Annotated in this window: 21 protein-coding genes; 20 read left to right on the top strand and 1 reads right to left on the bottom strand. The window is 38.1% G+C overall.

The features are described 5' to 3' along the window. Positions 1 to 26: 26 nt before the first annotated feature. Entirely contained in the window at positions 27 to 1382 is a 1356-nt protein-coding gene (gene dnaA, locus ESZ26_RS16300; RefSeq protein WP_070375295.1) for a chromosomal replication initiator protein DnaA, read from the bottom strand. Between the two features lie 476 nt (positions 1383 to 1858). Between dnaA and rpmH the strand changes: the two genes are divergently transcribed. The 20 genes from rpmH to glmU all read left to right on the top strand — a co-directional run bounded on the left by rpmH (position 1859) and on the right by glmU (position 19850). Next, positions 1859 to 1993, top strand: a complete 135-nt coding sequence (gene rpmH / locus ESZ26_RS16295) for a 50S ribosomal protein L34 (protein ID WP_070375296.1) — start codon at positions 1859 to 1861, stop codon at positions 1991 to 1993. Positions 1994 to 2033: 40 nt separating this feature from the next. Then, on the top strand, positions 2034 to 2390 hold the full coding sequence (gene rnpA / locus ESZ26_RS16290; RefSeq protein ID WP_070375297.1) for a ribonuclease P protein component: 357 nt from the start codon (positions 2034 to 2036) through the stop codon (positions 2388 to 2390). Beyond that, positions 2357 to 2605, top strand: coding sequence for a membrane protein insertion efficiency factor YidD (yidD, locus tag ESZ26_RS16285; protein ID WP_146800512.1), 249 nt, complete (start codon positions 2357 to 2359; stop codon positions 2603 to 2605). The genes rnpA and yidD overlap by 34 nt, the downstream gene beginning before the upstream one ends. Before the next feature lie 6 nt (positions 2606 to 2611). Beyond that, on the top strand, positions 2612 to 4246 hold the full coding sequence (gene yidC, locus ESZ26_RS16280; protein ID WP_146800511.1) for a membrane protein insertase YidC: 1635 nt from the start codon (positions 2612 to 2614) through the stop codon (positions 4244 to 4246). 102 nt (positions 4247 to 4348) lie between these two features. Further along, positions 4349 to 5725 carry a tRNA uridine-5-carboxymethylaminomethyl(34) synthesis GTPase MnmE gene (mnmE, locus tag ESZ26_RS16275; protein ID WP_146800510.1) on the top strand — a complete coding sequence of 459 codons (1377 nt, stop codon included), beginning with the start codon at positions 4349 to 4351 and terminating at the stop codon, positions 5723 to 5725. A gap of 39 nt (positions 5726 to 5764) precedes the next feature. Beyond that, complete coding sequence (mioC, locus tag ESZ26_RS16270; RefSeq protein ID WP_146800509.1) at positions 5765 to 6208, top strand: FMN-binding protein MioC; 444 nt, start codon at positions 5765 to 5767, stop codon at positions 6206 to 6208. A 435-nt stretch (positions 6209 to 6643) separates the two neighbouring features. Next, positions 6644 to 8533, top strand: a complete 1890-nt coding sequence (mnmG, locus tag ESZ26_RS16265; protein WP_146800508.1) for a tRNA uridine-5-carboxymethylaminomethyl(34) synthesis enzyme MnmG — start codon at positions 6644 to 6646, stop codon at positions 8531 to 8533. A 28-nt stretch (positions 8534 to 8561) separates the two neighbouring features. Next, complete coding sequence (rsmG, locus tag ESZ26_RS16260; RefSeq protein ID WP_146800507.1) at positions 8562 to 9194, top strand: 16S rRNA (guanine(527)-N(7))-methyltransferase RsmG; 633 nt, start codon at positions 8562 to 8564, stop codon at positions 9192 to 9194. 21 nt (positions 9195 to 9215) lie between these two features. After that, positions 9216 to 10013 (top strand): ParA family protein, encoded by a 798-nt coding sequence (locus ESZ26_RS16255; RefSeq protein ID WP_146800506.1) that lies wholly within the window; start codon positions 9216 to 9218, stop codon positions 10011 to 10013. A gap of 27 nt (positions 10014 to 10040) precedes the next feature. Beyond that, entirely contained in the window at positions 10041 to 10925 is an 885-nt protein-coding gene (locus ESZ26_RS16250; protein ID WP_146800505.1) for a ParB/RepB/Spo0J family partition protein, read from the top strand. A 223-nt stretch (positions 10926 to 11148) separates the two neighbouring features. Further along, positions 11149 to 11547: an ATP synthase subunit I gene (locus ESZ26_RS16245; protein ID WP_146800504.1), complete on the top strand. Its 399-nt coding sequence runs from the start codon at positions 11149 to 11151 to the stop codon at positions 11545 to 11547. A 54-nt stretch (positions 11548 to 11601) separates the two neighbouring features. After that, on the top strand, positions 11602 to 12432 hold the full coding sequence (atpB, locus tag ESZ26_RS16240; protein WP_146800503.1) for a F0F1 ATP synthase subunit A: 831 nt from the start codon (positions 11602 to 11604) through the stop codon (positions 12430 to 12432). Between the two features lie 88 nt (positions 12433 to 12520). After that, complete coding sequence (atpE, locus tag ESZ26_RS16235; protein ID WP_146800502.1) at positions 12521 to 12739, top strand: F0F1 ATP synthase subunit C; 219 nt, start codon at positions 12521 to 12523, stop codon at positions 12737 to 12739. 59 nt (positions 12740 to 12798) lie between these two features. Beyond that, entirely contained in the window at positions 12799 to 13269 is a 471-nt protein-coding gene (gene atpF / locus ESZ26_RS16230) for a F0F1 ATP synthase subunit B (protein WP_146800501.1), read from the top strand. A gap of 14 nt (positions 13270 to 13283) precedes the next feature. After that, positions 13284 to 13817: a F0F1 ATP synthase subunit delta gene (atpH, locus tag ESZ26_RS16225; RefSeq protein ID WP_146800500.1), complete on the top strand. Its 534-nt coding sequence runs from the start codon at positions 13284 to 13286 to the stop codon at positions 13815 to 13817. 25 nt (positions 13818 to 13842) lie between these two features. Further along, a complete protein-coding gene (gene atpA / locus ESZ26_RS16220; protein WP_146800499.1) occupies positions 13843 to 15384 on the top strand; it encodes a F0F1 ATP synthase subunit alpha in 1542 nt (513 codons plus the stop codon). Between the two features lie 37 nt (positions 15385 to 15421). Further along, positions 15422 to 16282 carry a F0F1 ATP synthase subunit gamma gene (atpG, locus tag ESZ26_RS16215; RefSeq protein WP_146800498.1) on the top strand — a complete coding sequence of 287 codons (861 nt, stop codon included), beginning with the start codon at positions 15422 to 15424 and terminating at the stop codon, positions 16280 to 16282. Between the two features lie 45 nt (positions 16283 to 16327). Then, positions 16328 to 17713, top strand: coding sequence for a F0F1 ATP synthase subunit beta (gene atpD / locus ESZ26_RS16210; protein ID WP_146800497.1), 1386 nt, complete (start codon positions 16328 to 16330; stop codon positions 17711 to 17713). Positions 17714 to 17786: 73 nt separating this feature from the next. Next, positions 17787 to 18209, top strand: a complete 423-nt coding sequence (locus ESZ26_RS16205; RefSeq protein ID WP_146800496.1) for a F0F1 ATP synthase subunit epsilon — start codon at positions 17787 to 17789, stop codon at positions 18207 to 18209. Positions 18210 to 18476: 267 nt separating this feature from the next. Beyond that, a complete protein-coding gene (glmU, locus tag ESZ26_RS16200; RefSeq protein WP_146800495.1) occupies positions 18477 to 19850 on the top strand; it encodes a bifunctional UDP-N-acetylglucosamine diphosphorylase/glucosamine-1-phosphate N-acetyltransferase GlmU in 1374 nt (457 codons plus the stop codon). The last annotated feature ends 164 nt before the right edge of the window (positions 19851 to 20014 follow it).

The following is a 20014-nucleotide window of genomic DNA, read 5'->3' as shown; positions in this document are numbered from 1 at the left end:
TTATGTACTTATTATTATAACGAAAGCTATGACGAAAGTGTTCTAGTTAAATTAGAATAATCTTCCTTAATGTCATGCGACTCTTCGCGTAACGCTTTAACTTTACGACATGCATGGAGGACCGTCGTATGATCACGTCCACCGTAAGCATCACCTATTTCGGGTAAACTATGATTAGTTAACTCTTTAGATAATGCCATTGCAATTTGTCTAGGTCTAGCAACAGATCTATTTCTACGTTTTGAAAGTAAATCGGCTACTTTAATTTTATAATATTCTGCAACGGTTCGCTGGATATTATCGATAGTAACTAACTTGTCTTGTAAGGCAAGTAAATCTCGTAATGCTTCGCGAACAAAATCAATGGTAATTGGTCGGCCGGTAAAATTAGCATTAGCAATAACACGATTCAATGCGCCTTCTAACTCACGAACATTAGAACGTAAACGTTTAGCAATAAAAAAAGCAACTTCATCTGCCAAATTAATATGGCTTTCTTGTGCTTTGCGCTTAAGAATGGCGACGCGCGTTTCTAGTTCTGGTGGTTCTATCGCTATAGTTAAGCCCCAACCGAAACGAGATTTAAGTCTATCTTCTACATCGACTTCTTTTGGATAGCGATCACTCGTTAAAATAATTTGTTGATTACCTTCAAGCAAGGCATTGAAAGTATGAAAAAACTCTTCTTGAGTACGATCTTTACCGGCAAAAAATTGAATATCATCAATCAGTAATGCATCAACACTACGATAGTAATGCTTAAATTTTTCCATGGCATTATTTTGTAATGCCCGAACCATGTCTTGCACGAAGCGTTCAGAATGCATGTAAGCAATTTTTGCATTGGGTTTGTTAAGTAAAATGCCATTACCAACAGCGTGTAACAAATGAGTTTTACCTAAGCCAGTTCCGCCATAAATAAATAGAGGATTGTAAGCAGAACCAGGATTATCAGCAACTTGAGAAGCGGCGGCACGTGCTAACTGGTTAGACTTACCTTCAACGAAATTGTCAAAAGTGTATTTGACTCTAACATTTGTCGTTTTGGGTAGATTACTTTGTGGCTCTTCTCGTTTTTTATTAGAAGTAACAAGCTGAGGAATAGTATTAATAATATTCTGTGAGCTACTTTGGTTTGGAATACTACCAACATCAAATCTGAGTAAAGGAGGATTAGTACTTTCTTGTAAAGTGACCAATTCATTTATGCGACTTACGTATTTATCTCGAACCCAGTCAAGCACAAAACGATTAGGTGCATATAAAGTCATGATATTGTCAGCAACAACACATTGTAATGGACGTATCCACATACTAAATTGCTGTGCAGGCAATTCTTCTTGTAGAACTGAAAGGCATCGCTGCCAAAGTGAATGATCCAACCAAATGCTCCTGAAATTACACGATCTTTTGTTTAATCATCTTTTAACGAGTGTGACAAATAAAACAAAAGTCGGTAAATATGGTATTTTGTAATGTCTCTATTATCACCATAGTTATCCACAACATCAATATTGACTTTTAAATAGTTGCCCTTTTAGAGAAAATAAATAAAAATAATGTGTCATAAGCAATTAAAACGGTATTCTTAGACTAATTTACTGCTAAAATAATGTTTACATATTATTTAGCTATTAGCGGCGATTGCTTATATTTTTATGATAATTATTTGATCAAATGTTATAAAACTGTGGATATAAATAATTAACCTTAAAGATCTATTAGGATCTTTTTAAAATAGATTACTATAAGCATTGACAACACCTGCTACAAACTATAAAATTCGGCCTCTTTTTTTAGAACCAGTGTGCTCAATACGGCTGTTTGCCAGGGCAACAACAACAGACGGATGAGCGTAATGAAAAGAACATTTCAACCTAGTGTATTAAAGCGTAAACGCAACCACGGTTTCCGTGCACGTATGGCTACAAAAAACGGTCGTGCAGTAATTTCACGTCGTCGTGCGAAAGGCCGTAAAAGCCTTAGCGCATAATCTCTTCTTTAATCTTTAATTAAGAGATATTTTAACCATCATGGTTAATTATGAATTTAATCGGGAGTCACGCTTGTTGACTCCCGGTCACTTTCAATCTGTATTTTCTAAACCTCTTCGTTTCGGCTCTAGCCACATAACCATTCTTGTTAGTCCAAATATTGATGAACGTAATCGTTTAGGCTTAGCTATTGCTAAAAAACGCGTTAAATTAGCTGTTCAGCGAAATCGTATTAAACGTCAAATCAGAGAAAGCTTTCGACTCAATCAGCATGACTTACCTAACATAGATATGGTTGTAATGGTGAAATCAGGCACTGATCAGTTAGAAAATGCCGAAATAAGAAAACAATTAGAAAAAATATGGCGAAAGATAATTCAGCGGCACAACAGCTAGCCATAGCTATTGTAAAAGCTTACCAGCGCTGGCTTAGTCCACTACTGGGTAATAACTGCAGATTCCATCCAACTTGCTCTTTTTATGCTGTTGAAGCAATAAATCGCTTCGGTGTGATAAAAGGTTGTTGGTTAGCAGCCAAACGTATACTAAAATGCCACCCATTAAACGCGGGTGGATTAGATCCCGTGCCACCATCAAAAGAAGAGAAATAATAAATTATGGAATCTCAACGCAGTTTTCTTTTTATTGCCCTTATGGTTGTTACTTATTTGCTATTCACTGAATACCAAAAAGATAATGCACCCGTAGCAGCACAAACAACAATAACTCAAACATCAGATCAAATTGCTACAGGCAATGACGACTTTGTTCCTGAGTCATCAAGCTCGGCAATGCCAATGTCAGCTCCGGCAAAAGCAAAAGAACAAGTGATTACTATTAATACTGACGTGCTAGTAGTAAAAATCGCCACTAGTGGTGGTGATATCATTGATGCCAAATTAGTCAAATTTAATACCGAACAAGGAAACGATATTCCTTATACCGTGATGCAAAACGGTAGCCGCAAATACATCGCGCAAAGTGGTTTGATAGGCGCACAAGGGATAGATAAAGTATCTGGACGTCCTATTTACCAAACTAGCAGCAAAAACTACCAATTAGAGGGCGAAAATCCATTAGTAGTAGATTTAAAATATACCACCAATGGCTTAGATGTCATTAAACGTTTTACTTTTACTAAATCTAGCTATAGCGTTAATGTTGAATACATAATTAATAATACGTCAACAACAACGGCTAGTGTGCAAATGTATGCACAATTAAAACAATCAACGGTAGTAGAAAGTGGCAGTTCATTGATGCCTACATATCGTGGTGCTGCGTATTCGACCACCGAAGAGCGTTATGAAAAATATGATTTTGATGATATTAAAGAAACTAAATTAAAAGTAACAACGGCTGGCGGCTGGATTGCAATGTTAGAACATTATTTTGTTTCTGCCTGGGTACCAAGCAAGACAGCAGACAACCAAATATATACTAGCTACTCATCAAATAGTGAAGCCGTTATTGGTTTTAAATCACCAGCAATAATGATCGAGCCAAACAGCCAATCAATTACATCAGCAATATTTTATGTTGGACCAAAAGATCAATACGTACTTGACGATATAGCACCTCACTTAGGCTTAACGATAGACTACGGTTTTTTATGGATGATCAGTAAACCATTATTTTGGTTATTGTTACAAATACAGTCATTAGTCAGTAACTGGGGTATTGCAATTATTGTTATTACCTTAGTGGTTAAAGGGGCAATGTATCCGCTAACGAAAGCACAATACACCTCAATGGCTAAAATGCGTGAACTGGCTCCTAAGATGGCACAGTTAAAAGAGCGCTTTGGTGATGACCGTCAAAAGATGTCACAAGCTACCATGGAAATGTACAAGAAAGAAAAAGTTAACCCAGCAGGTGGTTGTTTACCTATGATCATTCAAATGCCAATATTCTTGGCATTGTATTGGGTATTTTTAGAAAGTGTTGAATTACGTCACGCACCATTCTTTTTCTGGATAGAAGATCTATCTACAATGGATCCTTACTTTATTTTACCGGTATTTATGGGCGTAAGTATGTTCGTCATGCAAAAAATGCAACCGATGACAATACAAGATCCGATGCAACAGAAAATTATGCAGTATATGCCAGTAGCATTCTCTGTATTCATGGCTTGGTTCCCATCAGGTTTAGTACTTTACTGGTTTGTCAGTAATATGATTTCAATAGCACAAATGAAGATTATTTTCAGTGGTATTGAAAAAGCAAAATTAGCTAAAGCTAAAGATTAATTTCTAAAGCGTAAAATTGTTAAAGGCGACCTATATGGTCGCCTTTTTTATTTCCAGTAAAAAATGTTTATAATGGCCAAGCTACTATCTAGGATAATTATTATGACCGAAGTTTTATATCAAAAAGAAACCATTGCCGCACAAGCCACAGCACCTGGTCGTGGTGGCGTTGGTATTATCAGAATATCTGGGCCAGAAGTTAAAAGTGTTGCGCAAGCTATTTTAGGCAAGATACCTGAAATTAGAAAAGCCGAATATTTACCCTTTAACGATGCAAACCAGCAAGCATTAGATCAAGGTATTGCCTTATATTTTAAAGCGCCACACTCCTTTACTGGAGAAGATGTACTCGAACTACAAGGACATGGCGGACCGGTAATTTTAGATATGCTATTAAAAGAAATCTTAGCACTTCCTAAAGTACGGATGGCAAAACCCGGTGAATTTAGTGAGCAAGCATTTATCAATGACAAACTAGATTTAACACAAGCTGAAGCCATTGCTGATTTAATAAACTCGAGCTCCGAACAAGCAGCTCGATGTGCGTTACATTCGTTACAAGGTGATTTTTCTAAATTGGTTAATCAACTAGTCGACAGCACTATTCATCTAAGAATGTATGTCGAAGCGGCTATTGATTTTCCAGAAGAAGAAATCGATTTTCTTGCCGATGCAAAAGTTGTTGGCGATTTGAAAAAAATTATTACTCAAGTAGAGAAGGTCCAAAGCCAAGCACATCAGGGCAGCATTATTCGAGAAGGAATGCGTGTTGTTATCGCAGGACGCCCTAATGCCGGTAAATCAAGCTTATTAAATGCTTTAAGCGGACGAGAAGCGGCAATTGTCACAGATATTGCTGGAACAACGCGTGACGTGCTTACAGAGCAGATACACATCGATGGTATGCCACTACATATTATTGATACGGCAGGTTTACGTGAAAGTAACGACCAAGTAGAGCAAATAGGTATTGAACGCGCTTGGCAAGAAATAAAACAAGCAGACAGAGTGCTGCTTATGGTCGATGCTTGTGATGATAATAACGAAGATCCTGAGAAGTTATGGCCAGAATTCTTTGCTAAACTGCCAAAAAATATTGGCTTAAGTATTATTAAAAATAAGGCAGATATTAACGGTATTAGTACCGGTTTTTCAGTCGCTAACAATATTCCTACGGTAACATTATCAGCAAAAAGTGGCGATGGCATAGCAGAGCTCAAAGACCATTTGAAGACTATTATGGGTTATCAAGGGAGTACTGAAGGCGGATTTATGGCAAGAAGACGTCATTTGGCGGCATTAGAGCAAGCTCATCATCATTTAATTATCGGTTTAGACCAGCTTGAATCTTATGTTGCAGGAGAAATTCTGGCTGAAGAATTACGTTTATGTCAGATAGAACTCAATAAAATAACCGGTGAATTTACCAATGACGACTTGTTAACTGAAATATTTTCGTCTTTTTGTATCGGTAAATAACGCTAAATATTGCTTAAAATTTAAAGATAAAGGAACAAAATGAGCTCATTTCAAATCATTGTTGGCAGCATGTTAGGAGGATCTGAGTATGTTGCTGAGGCCTGTGAAGAGACTTTATTGGCACTAAATCACCAAACAACTCTACATTTACAGCCTAAATTTGAACAAATAATAACCGATAATCAAACTTGGCTAATTTGTACATCAACTCATGGTGCTGGAGACTTTCCTGACAACATTCAAAAATTTGTCAAAGATCTTACGAATAGCACAATAGATCTATCCCCAGTTAAATTTATGATCATAGGCTTGGGTGATTCAAATTACGATACCTTTTGTAAAGCAGCTAAAGAATTACAAAAACTATTGTTATCAAGAGGTTGTCATGAAATAGTTGTGATCAAAACCTTAGATATGAGTGAAGAAATAGATCCAGAGGATCTCGCTCAGCGTTGGCTAACAGATAATAAAGATCTTTTATAAAGATCTTACTCATAAGTTATCAACAAAACTGTCCCCTACAACAACCGTCTGTGGATAAGTCTGGGTAAAAGCTATTAATTTCTTATTATTATTCAGTGTATAGAATTATAATTTATTTGGCTTGTGGATAACTAGCCATTTTGATCATAGGTTTAAAGCCCTTTGATCAAAGTATGATCACAGTGTTATGATCATACTAATAAACTGTTATATATAAAGAAAAAGGACTTATCAACAGAAAATGGCTTTACTAATAAGTAATAGTAATAAGATCTCTTTAAAGATCTTATATATTATAAGAAGGATCACACTCAGATCTTTTTAGTCATTTGATCATTCCCCTCATCGAAAAAAAGCGCTAAAATACGTTCCCTAATTTTTGAATAGCAAATTATTCATTAAAATATTTTTAACGTTCAACCAAGGTCAAAATTTATGTGGTATCAAGAATCTTATGACGTAATCGTAGTGGGTGGTGGTCATGCCGGAACTGAAGCATGTCTTGCAGCGGCACGTATGGGTTGTAAAACTTTATTGTTAACGCATAACATCGACACCTTAGGTCAAATGTCATGTAATCCAGCCATTGGCGGAATCGGCAAAGGGCATCTGGTCAAAGAAATTGATGCCTTGGGCGGATTAATGGCAACAGCCACAGACCATGCAGCAATCCAATTTAGAACATTAAATGCCAGTAAAGGCCCTGCTGTGCGAGCAACACGAGCACAGGCTGATCGTATTTTATATCGATCGTATGTTAGAAATTTTTTAGAAAATCAAGAAAACCTGACAATTTTTCAACAACCTTGTGATGATCTTATTCTAGAAAATAATAAAATTGTTGGTGTTTCTACCCAAATGGGGTTGAAATTTAAAGCGAAATCAGTGGTTTTAACCGTTGGAACTTTTTTAGCAGGGCAAATACATATCGGTTTAAATAATTACCAAGGTGGCCGAGCAGGTGATCCATCGAGTGAAAATTTAGCCAAGAACCTACGTGATATGCCATTTCGTATGGATCGTTTAAAAACAGGTACGCCACCGCGTTTAGATGCGAGAAGCTTAGATTTTTCTAAGATGGAACAACAACCAGGTGATGATCCTCGGCCAGTGTTTTCATTTATGGGATCGAGAGACGATCATCCAGCACAAGTGCCTTGTTACATTACCCATACCAACAGTAACACCCATGATATTATTAGAAATGGTCTCGATAGATCACCTATGTACACTGGCGTTATTGAAGGAGTTGGACCAAGATATTGTCCTTCAATAGAAGATAAAATAACCCGTTTTGCTGATAAAGATTCCCATCAAATATTTGTTGAACCTGAAGGCTTAACAACCCATGAAATATATCCTAACGGCATATCAACAAGTTTACCTTTTGATGTTCAAATGGCTTTAGTACGTTCGATCAAAGGTTTTGAAGATGCTCATATCACTCGACCGGGTTACGCTATTGAATATGATTACTTTGATCCTCGCGATTTAAAACAAACCCTTGAAAGCAAATTCGTTGAAAACTTATATTTTGCTGGACAAATAAACGGCACGACCGGTTATGAAGAAGCTGGAGCTCAGGGGCTATTAGCGGCCACCAATGCTGCAGCTCGAGTACAAGGCAAAGAAGAACTTATCTTAGGCCGCGATGAAGCTTACATGGGCGTATTGGTTGACGACTTAGCGACGTTAGGGACTAAAGAACCTTACCGGATGTTTACCTCTCGTGCAGAATACCGTTTACTATTACGCGAAGATAATGCCGATATTCGTTTAACAGAAAAAGGACATAAACTGGGCTTAGTTGATGAAGCTCGTTGGAAAGCCTTTAATCAAAAAATAGAAATGGTTGAACTAGAACGTCAACGCTTAAAAACAACCTGGATCCAAAAAGATCACCAAGGCGTAGAACAAATCAATGAGCTACTTAAAGCTGATATCAGTCGAGAAAATAGTTTAGAAGATCTGATCAGACGTCCAGAGGTTCGTTACGATGATTTAATGAAGATAGAGGGCTTGGGACCTGCAATCACCAATAAACAGGCAGCAGAACAAGTTGAAATTCAAATTAAATATGCGGGTTATATTGACAGACAACTTGATGAAATATCAAAAAAGAAACGTCACGAAAATACCTTGATCCCACTGGATTTTGATTTTACCCAAATATCAGGTTTATCAAATGAAGTTGTGGCAAAACTAAGTGATTCTCGACCTGAAACAATCGGCAAAGCATCACGGATATCAGGTATTACACCAGCAGCGATATCGTTATTATTGGTTTATCTTAAAAAGCATGGTTTATTACGTAAAACTGCCTAATTAAAATTATTAAAACGCGAAAAATTAAATGACACTTAAAACTGAACTGACCTTACTCATTGAGAAAAGTGAATTAACACTCAATGAAACGCAAATAGATTTATTAATTCAATATGTTGAATTGTTAAATAAATGGAATAAAGCTTATAACCTAACCTCTGTCCGCAATACTAGTGATATGCTGGTTAAACATATTATGGATAGCTTGATGGTAGGCAAAGAGTTAAAAGGTCAATCATTTATTGATGTTGGAACGGGGCCTGGTTTACCCGGGATACCGTTAGCTATTTTATACCCTGAAAGAAATTTTGTTTTATTGGATAGTTTAGGAAAGAGAATAACGTTCTTACGGCAAGTGGTTTTTCAATTAAAACTTAAAAATGTTACACCAGTTTTATCAAGAGTTGAAAAATATCAACCTGAGGCACTCTTTGACGGAGTGTTAAGTCGAGCATTTGCATCACTTGAAGATATGGTCAATTGGTGTCAACATCTCATTGCTGATGAAACGGGGCGATTTTATGCACTAAAAGGTCAATTTCCCCGCGAAGAAATAGAACAATTGCCAGAACATATAAAGTTTGTAGACAGTAGCGAAATAATCGTGCCTAATTTGCAAGGTGAACGCCATGTTATTGAACTAAAAAAAATAATAATATAATAAAATACTTTCGAGGTTATTGTGGGAAAAATCATTGCGGTTGCTAACCAAAAAGGTGGCGTTGGTAAAACAACAACATCCGTTAATTTAGCTGCCTCACTAGCAGCAACGAAACGAAAAATATTATTAATTGATTTAGATCCTCAAGGTAATGCCACTATGGGCAGTGGTATTGATAAATATGAAGTAGCTGCTACATGCTACGAATTACTTGTCGATCAGAAACCATTTGAAGAAGTTGTTTGTCGAGAAACATCAGGTTTATATGATTTAATTGCGGCCAACACAGATGTTACTGCTGCTGAAATCAAATTAATGCAAGTATACTCTCGCGAGCAGCGTTTAAAGAATGCCTTAGCTCCAATTCGTGACCAATATGATTATATTATTATTGACTGCCCTCCTTCATTAAATATGCTAACAGTCAATGCAATGACTGCCGCTGATTCGGTATTAGTGCCAATGCAATGTGAATACTATGCATTAGAAGGCTTAACGGCACTAATGGACACAGTTTCCCAGTTAATATCGGTCGTGAATGCTGACTTGCACATAGAAGGCATTTTGCGCACTATGTACGATCCTCGTAACCGATTGGCGAATGACGTATCTGAACAATTGAAACGTCATTTTGGTGACAAGGTTTACCGTACTGTTATTCCACGTAATGTCCGTTTGGCTGAAGCACCCAGTTTTGGCTCGCCAGTGATGTATTATGACAAGTCATCAACGGGGGCAAAAGCGTATTTAGCACTTGCCGGTGAAATATTACGTAAAGCAGAACAAAAAAAAACAACACCTGAAAAAACAAATGATTAACTATTTAGATAAACCCGAAGGAAAATTATGAGTCCAGCAAAACGTAGAGGCCTAGGTCGTGGCCTTGATGCATTATTAACATCAAATAAAGAAACTGATGATGCGACTCAACGTAATTTATCTTCTAGTCGCGACAGTGAATTACAATATTTACCCATAGAGCAATTGCAACAAGGTAAATACCAGCCCCGCAAAGATATGTCGGCTGAAGCTTTAGAAGATTTATCAAATTCTATTCTTTCTCAAGGAATTATACAGCCGATTGTTGTTCGAAATATCAGTGAAAATAACTACGAAATAATCGCTGGTGAACGTCGATGGCGAGCAGCGCAATTAGCCAAAATGGACAAAGTACCTTGTCTGATTAAAAATGTCGCCGACGAAGCTGCCATTGCTATTGCCTTGATTGAAAATATTCAACGTGAAGACCTTAATGCCATGGAAGAAGCCATTGCATTAGAGCGTCTATTGACAGAATTTGAGTTAACTCATCAAGAAGTGGCTAATGCGGTGGGTAAATCGAGAACCACTGTTTCTAATTTACTGCGTTTAAATAATCTTAATGAAGATGTTAAAACATTGCTTGAACACGGTGATATAGAAATGGGCCATGCGCGAGCACTATTAGCCTTAGAGCATGATATACAAAGCAATGCAGCTCGAACAGTTGTCGCGAAAGACTTAACCGTTCGCGAAACAGAAGCTTTGATTAAAAAAATACAAGCACCAGAAAAGGTGATTGAAGAAAAAGAAAAAGACCCAGATACTAAAAGTTTAGAGCAAAACTTATCAGAAAAATTTGGTTCGCAAGTGACCATTGCTCATAACAAAAAAGGTAAAGGAAAGTTGGTTATATCGTATACCAATTTAGAAGAGCTAGACGGAATAGTCGCTCGCTTCAGGTCTTTTTAGTATGTACCATTAATATAACCATTATTATATCCAATATTTAGCACAAAAATGGGGCGTAACTGCCCTATTCTGTTGCATTAACATCATAAGTCAGTATACTTGCGCTGACTTTTTAAAGTTAAAGTTTTTACTTTAGTTTTCAAAATGTTTATTTGATTAACAAAGAAAAATAAAATCTGATAATTACGAATTATTTCGTTGAAATAGTAGCTTGGAGTACTAAATGAGCTTAGATAGACAAAACTCATTAGTTAAACCAGGAAGAAAGTTCGCTTATCAGCAAGTTGGCATAACAACAGCCATCGTTTTTATTATTACTTTAGTAACCTATTTTAGTTGGGGGTTATCTTCTGCAGTTTCAGCATTAGCTGGTGGTGCTATAGGTATAATCCCTAATATTATATTTGCCTATAAAGCATTTAGATTTGCTGGGGCTAAGTCGTCTAAATTAGTGGTTGAATCCTTTTTTAGCGGCGTAAAATTAAAAATGGTAGTAACAGCGTTGTTATTTTCCCTGGCCTTTAAGTTTTTAGTGATTGTGCCTTTACCATTTTTTAGCATGTTTTGTTTAGTAATGGCGTTACCGTTATTAACACCGTTTATTTTGAAACATCAACATTAATGTTGTTGTTAATAAGAAAACTTATTTTTAAACTTTACTCATAGGAACATTAATATGTCTTCAGCTGCTGAATTAACCAGCCAAGAATATATTAAACATCATTTAACCAATTTAACTGCGGATGCTCAGGGCTTATGTTCTATGGATTCTGGTTCTGTTAATCCATGTGATGGATTTTGGACTTTGCATTTAGATACTCTTGGTTGGTCGGTGTTTTTAGGATTCGTTTTTCTTTACATTTTTCGCTCTGTTGCTAAAAAAGCAACAACTGGCGTACCAGGGAAATTGCAATGTGCTGTTGAAATGATTGTCGAATTTGTCGCCGACAGCGTTAAAAGTACTTTCCATGGTACCAACCCCTTAATAGCCCCACTGGCCTTAACGGTTTTTGTTTGGGTGTTGTTAATGAATGCAATGGATTGGGTGCCGGTAGATTTCCTCCCTTGGATAATCAGTATTGTTGGCGGCGTTGAAATGTCTCAAGTCTACATGAAGCCAGTGCCGACAACAGATCCTAATATGACTTTTGCTTTGGCATTAGGTGTATTTATACTTACAATTTACTATTCAATTAAAGTGAAAGGTGTTGGCGGATTCATTAAAGAATTAACCACTCAGCCTTTTGGACATTGGACCTTATATCCAGTGAACTTTATTCTTGAAATGGTTACCTTATTAGCTCGTCCTTTATCATTAGCGTTACGTTTATTTGGTAACTTATATGCGGGTGAGTTAATATTTTTACTTATTGCGACAATCGGTTTATTCCAATTGCCAGTACACTTTTTATGGGCAGTGTTCCACTTGCTGATTATCCCATTACAAGCGTTTATCTTTATGATGCTAACTATCGTTTACCTTAGTTTAGCTCACGAAGATCACTAAATTTTTGGGGCGAAAGCCCCTGAATAAAGTTTTACTTTTACATTAATTTTTTAACTTTTAACATTAACTTTAAATATCGGAGATATATATGTTATTCATTGCTGTTGCGTTATTAATCGGTCTAGGTGCTCTTGGTACTGCGATTGGTTTTGGTTTATTAGGTGGTAAGTTCTTAGAATCTGCTGCTCGTCAACCTGAATTAGCACCACAACTTCAAGTAAAAATGTTCATCGTAGCGGGTCTTATTGATGCTATCGCGATGATCGGTGTTGCTATTGGTCTTTACATGTTATTCGTACTTGCTTAATTCTTACTAGCTAAGTTTAAGTCTTTTTTAAAACGAATAACTAATGAGGAGGTACACAAATGAATATTAATGCCACACTAATTGGTCAATTAATTGCATTTGTCGTATTTGTAATTTTCTGCATGAAGTTTGTATGGCCGCCTATTATGGCTGCTATCGAAGCTCGTCAAGCAACTATTGCTGACGGACTTGCTGCTTCTGACCGTGCTGCTAAAGATCTTGAGCTTGCTCAAGCTAAAGCGACGGAACAACTTAAAGATGCTAAATCACAAGCTGCTACTATTATTGAAGCTGCTAAAAAACGTGAAATGCAAATTGTTGAAGAAGCTGCAGGAAAAGCTGAAGCCGAAAAAGCTAAAATATTAGCTTCCGGTCATGCTGAAATAGAAACAGAACGCAATCAAGCTCGCGAAGAACTACGTCAACAAGTAGCTGTCTTAGCTGTAGCTGGTGCCGAGAAAATTCTTGAGCGTTCAATCGATGCCGCTGCACATAGCGACATTTTAGATAAACTTGTAGCTGAACTTTAAGAGGGGAATGAGCTATGTCTGAATTGACAACCGTCGCTCGTCCCTACGCTAAAGCAGCGTTCGATTTTGCTGTTGAAGCTAATGCGATAGACCACTGGTTAGAAATGCTAGTGTTTGCTGCAGAAGTTTCAAAAGACGACACTATTAAAGGTTTCCTTTCTGGTGGCGCATCAGCTGAACAAGCACAGGACTTATTTTTAAAAGTTTGTGATGTTCAACTTGATAGCAATGGCCAAAACTTTGTTAAAGTTTTAGCTGAAAATGGACGCCTATTGGTGCTACCACAGATTGTTATTCAATTTAGCGAATTAAAAGCTGAATATGAAAAAACAGCCATTGTGGATGTAACGTCTGCTGTTGAATTAACAGCTGATAAATTAACTACATTAAGCGCCGCGCTTGAAAAGCGTTTGGCTCGTAAAGTAAAGCTTAATTGCAATGTTGACGCTAGTATCGTGTCTGGTTTGGTAATAAAAACCGGCGACATGGTTATCGATGGTTCAGTTCGTAACAAACTGAATCGTTTAGCAACAGCAATGCAGTCATAGCATTTAAGAGATAAGGGAACAGAGCATGCAACTGAATTCCACTGAAATCGCTGAATTGATCAAAAATCGTATTGAAAAATTCAACGTTGTCAGCGAAGCTCGTAATGAAGGTACTATCGTTTCTGTAACAGATGGTATTATTCGCATCCATGGTCTTGCTGATGTAATGCAAGGCGAGATGATCGAACTTCCTGGTAGCCGATTCGCTATCGCGTTAAACCTTGACCGTGATTCGGTCGGTGCGGTAGTTATGGGTCCATATGCTGATTTAGCAGAAGGACAAAAAGTTAAGGGTACTGGCCGTATATTGGAAGTACCTGTAGGACGTGGTTTATTAGGCCGCGTTGTCAACACTCTAGGTGAGCCTATTGATGGTAAAGGAACAATCGAAAACGATGGTTTCTCTCCTGTTGAAGTTCAAGCACCGGGTGTAATCGAACGTAAATCTGTTGATCAACCAGTTCAAACGGGTATTAAGTCTATTGACTCAATGATCCCAATTGGCCGTGGTCAACGTGAATTGATCATTGGTGACCGTCAAATCGGTAAGTCTGCAATTGCGCTAGATGCCATCATCAATCAAAAAGATACCGGTATTAAGTGTGTATACGTAGCTATTGGCCAAAAAGCGTCAACAGTTGCTAACGTAGTACGTAAATTAGAAGAGCATGGCGCATTAGATAATACTATTGTTGTTGTTGCCTCTGCTTCTGAAGCGGCTGCTTTACAATACTTAGCACCATACGCTGGTTGTTCAATGGGTGAATACTTCCGTGACCGCGGTGAAGATGCACTAATCGTATATGATGATTTGTCAAAGCAAGCAGTTGCTTACCGTCAAATTTCATTACTTTTACGTCGTCCGCCAGGCCGTGAAGCCTACCCAGGTGACGTTTTCTATCTTCATAGTCGTTTATTAGAACGTGCTTCACGTGTAAACGAAGCCTATGTTGAAAAATTCACTAACGGTGAAGTAAAAGGCCGCACTGGTTCTTTAACTGCATTACCTATTATCGAAACACAAGCGGGCGATGTATCTGCATTCGTACCGACTAACGTAATTTCGATAACTGATGGTCAAATTTTCTTAGAAGCTGATTTATTCAACTCAGGTATCCGTCCGGCTGTTAACGCTGGTTTATCGGTATCTCGTGTTGGTGGTGCAGCGCAAACTAAGATCATCAAGAAATTAGGTGGTGGTATTCGTTTAGCACTTGCTCAATACCGTGAATTAGCGGCATTTGCACAGTTTGCCTCTGATTTAGATGACGCGACGCGTGCTCAATTAGAGCATGGTCAACGTGTTACTGAATTGATGAAGCAAAACCAATACAGCCCATTATCTGTTGCTGATACTGCAGTCTCTTTATTTGCTGCTGAAAAAGGTTTTTTGAACGATGTTGAATTAAACAAAATCAATGATTTTGAAGCAGCATTACATACCTTTATCAACAACGATAGCGCTGAGTTGATGGCTAAAATCAACGAAACTGGTGGATACGATAAAGAAATCGAAGCAGGTTTGAAAGCAGCACTTGAGAAATTCAAGTCTACTCAAACTTGGTAAGAACTTTTTATTCATAACAAAGTTTCGGAGATAAGTCATGGCCGGTGGTAAAGAGATAAAATCTAAGATCGCGAGTGTTAAAAACACTCAGAAGATCACTAGTGCTATGGAAATGGTTGCAGCTAGCAAAATGCGCAAAGCGCAGGAAGGCATGGCTGCTTCTCGTCCATACGCTGAGAATATACGAAACGTGATCGGTCATATCGCGCTTGGTAACTTGGAATATCGCCATCCTTATTTGGAAGAGCGTGAAGTCAAGCGTGTTGGTTATATCGTTGTGTCTACAGACCGTGGTTTGTGTGGTGGTTTAAACATTAACTTGTTTAAAAAAGTATTAGCTGATGCAGCCAAATGGCAAGCAGAAGAAGCAGATGTTGAATTTGCAGTTGTTGGTTCTAAAGCAACTTCATTTTTCAATAATCTCAATGCTAATGTTTCCGCACAAGTTTCTGGTTTAGGCGACAGGCCTTCACTTACCGATTTAATCGGTAGTGTGAAAGTGATGTTAGATGCTTATGACGATGGAAAAATTGACAAATTATTTATTGTTTACAATAAATTTGTTAATACCATGACGCAAAAACCAACAATCGATCAACTTTTACCGTTACCTAAGTCAGACGATGAAAAGATACAACATCGTTGGGATTACATCTACGAACCTGACGCACAAGCTATGCTTGAGCAGTTATTAGTTCGCTATGTAGAATCTCAAGTATATCAGGGCGTTGTTGAAAACATCGCCTGTGAACAAGCCGCTCGTATGGTTGCAATGAAATCTGCAACTGATAACGCAGGCGACTTGATCGATGATTTACAGTTGGTATACAACAAGGCGCGTCAAGCAAGTATTACTCAAGAATTGGGTGAAATTGTTGCTGGTGCATCAGCCGTATAACGGTAAAAGATTAGTTTTCGTTAAATTTAAATTTGAGGAATTAACATGAGTACAGGTAAAGTCGTCCAAATCATTGGCGCAGTTGTGGATATCGAATTTCCACAAGATGCTGTACCTAAAGTATATGACGCATTAAAAGTAACCGAAGGTAAGCTTTCAGGTTTAGTACTTGAAGTTCAGCAGCAACTTGGTGGCGGTGTAGTACGTACAATCGCTATGGGTACTTCTGATGGTTTACAACGTGGTCTTAATGTAGAAAATACAGGTGAAAACATCCAAGTTCCAGTAGGTACTGCTACTTTGGGTCGTATCATGAATGTATTGGGCGAGCCTATCGATGAAGCTGGTCCTATTGGTGAAGAAGAAAGATGGTCAATTCACCGTTCTGCTCCAGCTTACGCTGACCAAGCAATGTCAAACGAATTATTAGAAACAGGTATCAAAGTAATCGACTTAGTATGTCCATTCGCCAAGGGTGGTAAAGTTGGTTTATTTGGTGGTGCTGGTGTTGGTAAGACCGTTAACATGATGGAACTTATCCGTAACATCGCTATCGAGCATAGCGGTTACTCAGTATTTGCTGGTGTTGGTGAGCGTACTCGTGAAGGTAACGATTTCTATCACGAAATGAACGATTCTAACGTACTTGATAAAGTATCGTTAGTTTACGGTCAAATGAACGAGCCTCCAGGAAACCGTTTACGTGTTGCTATGACAGGTTTAACCATGGCGGAAAAATTCCGTGATGAAGGTCGTGACGTATTATTCTTCGTAGATAATATTTACCGTTACACCTTAGCAGGTACTGAAGTATCTGCATTGTTAGGCCGTATGCCATCTGCCGTTGGTTATCAACCAACACTTGCAGAAGAAATGGGTATCTTACAAGAACGTATTACGTCTACTAAGAAAGGTTCTATCACTTCAATCCAAGCGGTATACGTACCAGCAGATGATTTGACCGATCCAAGCCCTGCAACGACCTTTGCTCACTTAGATGCAACTGTTGTACTTTCGCGTTCAATTGCCGAGTTAGGTATATACCCAGCAATTGACCCGTTAGATTCAACTTCACGTCAACTTGATCCATTAGTGGTTGGTGAAGCGCATTATCAAGTAGCACGTGGTGTACAAAACGTATTACAACGTTATAAAGAACTTAAAGATATCATCGCTATCTTAGGCATGGATGAGCTTTCTGAAGAAGATAAGCAAACCGTTTCTCGTGCTCGTAAGATCCAGCGTTTCTTATCTCAGCCGTTCTTTGTTGCTGAAGTATTTACAGGTTCTCCAGGTAAGTATGTTTCTTTGAAAGATACTATCGCAGGTTTTACTGGCATTTTAGCCGGTGACTACGATGATTTACCTGAGCAAGCATTCTACATGGTTGGTTCTATTGAAGAAGCAGCTGAGAAAGCTAAAAACATGTAATTTGCTTGGGTGTGTTAGTTCTAGACAAGTATTAACCTGTCAATGAACTAACCACCTACTTTAGGAGGTCAAAATGTCAGCAATGACGGTAAATCTAAATGTAGTAAGTGCCGAAGAGAAATTATTCTCTGGTCGTATTGAATCATTACAGATCACAGGTTCAGAAGGTGAACTAGGTATTATGCCTGGCCACGCACCTTTATTGACCTCGCTAAAACCTGGTATGGCTCGTATTGTTAAACATGGCGGCTCAGTAGAAGTTATTTATCTTTCTGGTGGCATGTTAGAAGTTCAACCAAATAACGTGACAGTATTAGCTGATATAGCGGTACGTGCAGACGATTTGGATGAACAGGCAGTATTAGAAGCTAAGCAACGCGCAGAAGAACACATGAACGCTCATGGCGGAGATGTCGACTATGCTGAAGTTGCTGCTGAATTAGCGCGAGTAACAGCGCAATTACGCGTAATACAAGCGTCTAACAAAAAAGTCTAACTTTACAGACAAAGCACTGAGTTTTAGTGACAAAAAAGCGATATTTACTTAAGGTAAAGATCGCTTTTTTTTTGTCTTTAAAATATCGGGTAATTAAGTGTTAGGGTAAACCTGTTAAGTTGAATTTATTGCAGCTTTTTAAACAATTAACTTTGATGATATAAAAATATTTCAAACACCTATAGCACAGCAACACTATAGTTTATCTGTTAAAACAAGGTTACAATATTTGTTATTACCATCAAAAACATAAATAACGGATATACTATGTCTCTTTCAGTTGTCATTCTTGCCGCGGGTAAAGGTACTCGCATGCGTTCATCACTCCCTAAAGTACTTCATGCAATTGCTGATAAACCTATGGTTAGCCATGTCATTAATGCAGCGCGTCAACTAAACGCCGATAATATCTATATTGTCTATGGTTTTGGTGGTGAAGTATTAAAAGCGACCATCGCGAATAACAGTGCAAGCGACGATTTAACCTTTATTGAACAAAAAGAACAATTAGGTACCGGACATGCGGTAGATATGGCATCACCTTTCATTAATGATAATGAAAATGTTTTAGTGCTTTATGGCGATGTACCACTAACCAAAGTTAGCACCTTAGAAAAATTATTAGCAGTTAAACCAGAGCATGGTATGGGGTTATTAACGGTGAACTTAGCCAACCCTACTGGCTATGGACGTATAGTGCGTAAAGATAACGCCGTGGTTGGTATCATAGAACAAAAAGATGCTTCAGCTGAGCAGTTATTAATTACTGAAGCTAATACGGGCATTTTATTAGCGAATGGTGGTGATTTAAAACGCTGGCTAGCAAACTTGTCAAGTGACAATGCCCAAGGTGAATATTATTTAACCGATATCATTGCCGCATGTCATCATGAAGGGAAAATTATAGCTACTGCTCATCCCGATACCGAGATTGAAGTTGAAGGTGCCAATAATCGTGTGCAACTTGCTTCATTAGAGCGAGCCTTCCAACTACGTGAAGCCGAAGCTTTAATGATAGCGGGCGCAAGTTTACGTGATCCTAACCGCATCGATATTCGCGGTAATATAGTCATTGGAGAAGAAGTGCATATCGACATCAATTGTATTTTCGAAGGAGACGTCTCCTTAGCGAGTGGTGTAAAAATTGGCGCTAATTGTATTTTAAAAAATTGTACCATAGGTGAAAATAGCATAATAAAAGCGAATAGCATTATCGAAGACGCGGTTGTAGGCAAAGACTGTTCTGTTGGCCCATTTGCTCGACTGCGCCCCGGCTCTGTAATGAATAAAGACTCGCATGTTGGTAATTTTGTTGAAATGAAAAAAACAATCCTAGGGGCTGGTAGTAAAGCGGGTCACCTAACTTACCTAGGTGATACTGTTATCGGTCAAAATGTTAATATTGGCGCTGGAACGATCACTTGTAATTATGACGGCGTTAATAAGTTTCAAACCACTATCGATGATGGTGCCTTCGTTGGTTCAAATAGCTCATTAGTGGCTCCGGTTACTATTGGTGTTAATGCCACCATAGGTGCTGGCTCTGTTATTGCTAAAGATGTAGCCGCTGACGAACTAGCGGTCGCTAGAGGTAAGCAAAGAAATATATCAAACTGGCAAAGACCGACCAAAAAAAGTTAAGTGAATAGATTATCGAAAAAAAGAGGCGCTATATGTGTAATGCCGTTCACTTAAGGTGAACGGCATTTTTACTTTTAACAGGATATCTATTCTTTGAGCACTTCAGCATTCTCGGATATTGCCGCTCTCGCCTACTGGGTAAAACGAATTGCTTGGCTGACTTT

Source organism: Colwellia hornerae, assembly GCF_007954355.1.
Lineage (GTDB): Bacteria > Pseudomonadota > Gammaproteobacteria > Enterobacterales > Alteromonadaceae > Colwellia_A > Colwellia_A hornerae.
This window is presented reverse-complemented; position numbering and strand designations above follow the sequence as displayed.